General features: G+C 68.7%; 5 protein-coding genes. All 5 read right to left on the reverse strand.

Going from position 1 to position 3,895, the window contains the following annotated elements:
• On the reverse strand, positions 1-1,321 hold a 1,321-nt coding region (locus tag GJV64_RS12275), incomplete at its 3' end, for a S41 family peptidase (RefSeq protein WP_408014996.1).
• 77 nt (positions 1,322-1,398) lie between these two features.
• Entirely contained in the window at positions 1,399-1,824 is a 426-nt protein-coding gene (locus tag GJV64_RS12280) for a 23S rRNA (pseudouridine(1915)-N(3))-methyltransferase RlmH (RefSeq protein ID WP_164157519.1), read from the reverse strand.
• Positions 1,825-1,840: 16 nt separating this feature from the next.
• Positions 1,841-2,200: a ribosome silencing factor gene (rsfS, locus tag GJV64_RS12285; protein ID WP_164157523.1), complete on the reverse strand. Its 360-nt coding sequence runs from the start codon at positions 2,198-2,200 to the stop codon at positions 1,841-1,843.
• 22 nt (positions 2,201-2,222) lie between these two features.
• Positions 2,223-2,813 (reverse strand): nicotinate-nucleotide adenylyltransferase, encoded by a 591-nt coding sequence (locus GJV64_RS12290; protein WP_164157520.1) that lies wholly within the window; start codon positions 2,811-2,813, stop codon positions 2,223-2,225.
• Positions 2,813-3,895, reverse strand: a 1,083-nt coding sequence (locus tag GJV64_RS12295) for a glutamate-5-semialdehyde dehydrogenase (protein WP_164157522.1), incomplete at its 5' end; no start/stop codon positions are given. The genes GJV64_RS12295 and GJV64_RS12290, both read right to left, overlap by 1 nt.

Genomic DNA, 3,895 nt, shown 5'->3' on the forward strand with positions numbered 1-3,895 from the left:
GGGCGCCCGCCACCTGCAGGCGCGGCGCGGCCGGCGGCCCCAGCCGGCCGACGAGCCGCAGCGCATAATCGAGCTGATAATCGATGACGCCCTTGGCCTTCAGCTCCTCGGCCTTGGCCAGGAAGCGCGGATCGGGCGTGCTGTCCTGCTCCACCAGCCGGTCGGTCGAATCCTTGATCTCGTTGATCAGATGCTTCTTCAGATCGGCTTCGCGCACCGGCTTGCGCTCGGCGACGCGCGGATCAGAGAGCTGCGGCACAGTGATGTCGGGATCGATGCCCAGCTCCTGCACGCTGCGCCCCGACGGCGTGAAATAGCGCGCCGTGGTGAGCCGCAAGGCCGTGTCGCCCGACAGCGGATAGACAGTCTGCACACTGCCCTTGCCGAAGCTGCGCTGGCCCAGGACAATGGCGCGGCGGTGATCCTGCAGGGCGCCGGCCACGATTTCGGCAGCGCTGGCGGTGCCTTCATCGACCAGCACGACAATCGGCTTGCCGCCGGTGGCATCGCCGGCCTTGGCGAAATAGCGATCGACATCATTCTTGGCGCGCCGCCGTTCGGACACCACCTCGCCCGATTCCAGGAACACGTCCGACACCTTGATCGCTTCATCGAGCAGGCCGCCGGGGTTGGAGCGCAGATCGATCACATAGCCGGCCACCGTGTCGCCCAGCTTGCCGCGCAGGCCTTCGACCGCGGCGCGGGTGGCGTCGCCGGTGCGGCTGTTGAAGGTGGAGATGCGGATGAGGCCAACGTTGCCGCGGGCTTCCCACTTCACCGGCTTGATCACCACCACCTCGCGGGTGAGCTGAAATTCCAGCGGCTTGGGTTCGCCCTGGCGCACCACGGTGAGCTTGATCTTAGAGCCGGCGGGCCCACGCATCTTGTCCACCGCCTCATTGAGCGTGCTGCCATAGATCAGCTCGTCATCGAGGTGGGTGATATAGTCGCCGGCCTTGATGCCGGCCTTGGCGGCCGGTGTATCGTCGGTGGGGGTGACGACCTTCACCGCGCCGTCTTCCGAGGTGACGGTGAGGCCGAGGCCGGAATACTCGCCGTCGGTCGTCTGCCGCAGATTGGCATAGTCGCGCCCGTCGAGATAGGCCGAGTGCGGATCGAGGCTGGCCAGCATGCCGTTGATGGCGCCGCGGATCAGAGTCTTGTCGTCAACCTGGTCGACATAGGTGACGCGCACCCGCTCGAACACGTCCATCAGCGCGTCGAGCTCCTTGTAGGTGTCGCTTTCGGCTGCGGCCTGCACGGCGGCATAACCGGGCACCAGCACCAGGGCCGCCACCGGCAGCACAATCTTCCAGCTCATCTTCATCGCGTCAGACTCGTCGCCATCGTGGTGGACAACATATCAGATGCCGGGCCCAACGCCACACCCTGCGGCCTTCAGGCCCGATGGTAGGGATGGCCCTCAAGGATGCTGGTCACCCGGTAGAGCTGTTCGGCCAGCATGGCGCGCACCAGGAGGTGCGGCCAGGTCGCGCGGCCGAAGCACAGCAGCAGATCGGCCTGCACGCGCGTCACTTCGTCATGGCCGTCGGCAGCGCCGATCAGGAAACGCACTTCGCGGACCCCCTCGTCGCGCCAGCGCGCCAGCAGCGCGGCGAAATCGGTGGACGGCAGGTCACGGCCGCGTTCATCCAGCACCACGGTGCGCGCAGGGCCATGCTGCAGCCCGAACTGCGGCCAGGGGGCGGTGTCGGCGATCTCGGTGATGGCGAGCTTGCCGCGCAGGCGCACCGCATAGCGCTGCACCAGCTCGGCCTCCGGCCCGGACCCCAGCCGGCCGCGGGCGATGATGTGCAGCTTCACCGCCGTCCCCCGCGCATCAGCGCGGCGAGGCGATCATGGGTGCCGCGGTCGCCACCGCCGGGCTGGCCATCGGCGCGTCATCCAGGCCCCACATGCGTTCCAGATTGTAGAAGCTGCGCACATCAGGGCGGAAGATGTGGACGATGATGTCCCCGCAGTCGATCAGCACCCAATCGGCCGCCGGCAGGCCCTGCACGCGGGCGTTGCGGCCGAAATCGGCCTTCACCTTCTCGGCGATCTTGCTGGCCATGGAGGCGACCTGCCGGCCGCTGCGGCCGCTGGCGATCACCATGTAATCGGCGATGCTGGTCTTGCCGGCGAGCGGGATGGAAACGGGATCGACAGCCTGATCATCGTCCAGGCTCTTGAGGATCATGGCGTGGAGTTCGTCCACGCGGTCAGTTGCGGTCAAGCGCACGTCCTTGGTTGGTGGCCCAATCGGGATTGGCGAGGCGCAGCGCGGTCGCCGATTCCGGTCGCAGCCGGGATTTGAGGCGGATTATCGCCGGCAGGGGGGCTCGCGTCCAGCACGAAGGGGATTTCGGGCTCCACGCGGCCCATTTCAAGGCCGGGCTGCCGATCAATGAAACACCGGGGCGCGGCACGACCGCCAGGGGCACCCGCCGCAGGAAATCACGCCAGCGGCGCCAGCGGTGCAGTTCCGCCACGATGTCGCTGCCGGCCAGCCAGACGAAACTATGCTGCGGGAAGCGCCGTTTGAGGGCCGCCACCGTATCGACGGCAAAGCGCGTGCCGAGTTGCTGTTCCAGCCCCGTCACCTTGATGCGCGGATGCCGCGCCACGGCTTTGGCCCGCGCCACCCGCACGCCAAGCGGCGCCATGCCGGCGGATGATTTCAGTGGATTGAGCGGCGAGACCAGCCACCACACCTCGTCCAGCACCAGCTGGTCAAGCGCCACGAGACTGATGTGCCGGTGCGCGCCGTGCGCCGGGTTGAAGCTGCCGCCCAGGATGCCGATGCGGGCCATCAGGCCCGCACCTGCCCCGTGCCGCGCACCAGCGTCTTGAAGATGGTGAGGCCTTCCAGCGCCACCGGCCCTCTGGCGTGCAGGCGGCCCGTGGCGATGCCGATCTCGGCGCCGAAGCCGAACTCGCCGCCGTCGGCAAACTGAGTGGAGGCATTGTGCAGCACGATGGCGGCATCGACGCGGGACAGGAAGCGCTCGGCCACGGCGGCATCCTCGGCGATCACGCTTTCGGTGTGCTGGCTGCCATGGGCGGCGATGTGCGCGATGGCGCCATCGACGCCGGCCACTTCGGCCACGCTGGCGATGGCGTCGAGATATTCGGTGTCCCAGTCCTCGGGCGCGGCGGGCTTCACACGGGCATCGAGCGCCCGTGTCGGAGCATCGCCGCGAACCTCGCAATCGCCATCCAGTAGCGCGCCGACCAGCCGCTGCTTCAAGGCTTGCGGCGCGGCGGCGTCGATCAGCAGCGTTTCCATCGCCCCGCACACCGCCGTGCGGCGGAGCTTGCTGTTGACGACGATCGCCGCTGCCTTGTCGTGATCGGCGCTGGCGTCGACATAGACATGGTTGATGCCATCGAGATGGGCGAGAACCGGCACCCGCGCTTCGGCCTGCACGCGCGCCACCAGCCCCTTGCCGCCACGCGGAATGATGACATCGATGAGGCCATGGGCGGCCAGCATCTCGCCAACCAGCGCGCGGTCGCCAGCCGGGACCATCTGCACCGCGGCGTTCGGCAGGCCGGCGGCGCGCAGGCCTTCGGCCATGCAATCGAGCAGCACGGCGTTGGAGCGCGCCGCTTCGCTGCCACCGCGCAGCAGGCAGGCGTTGCCGGCCATCAGGCACAGGGCGGCGGCATCGGCCGTCACCCCGGGGCGGCTTTCATAGATGATGCCGATGACGCCCAGCGGCACCCGCACCCGTTCGAACTGGAGGCCGTTGGGCCGGCTCCAGCGCGCCGTCACCTCGCCCACCGGATCGGGCAGGCCGGCGACCGTGTCGAGCCCGGCGGCGATGCCCTCGACGCGGCCAGCATCGAGGGCCAACCGATCGACCAGCGCCGCCGACAGGCCGGCGGCGGC

This window comes from Sandarakinorhabdus rubra (assembly GCF_010994245.1).
Taxonomy (GTDB): Bacteria; Pseudomonadota; Alphaproteobacteria; order Sphingomonadales; family Sphingomonadaceae; genus Sandarakinorhabdus; species Sandarakinorhabdus rubra.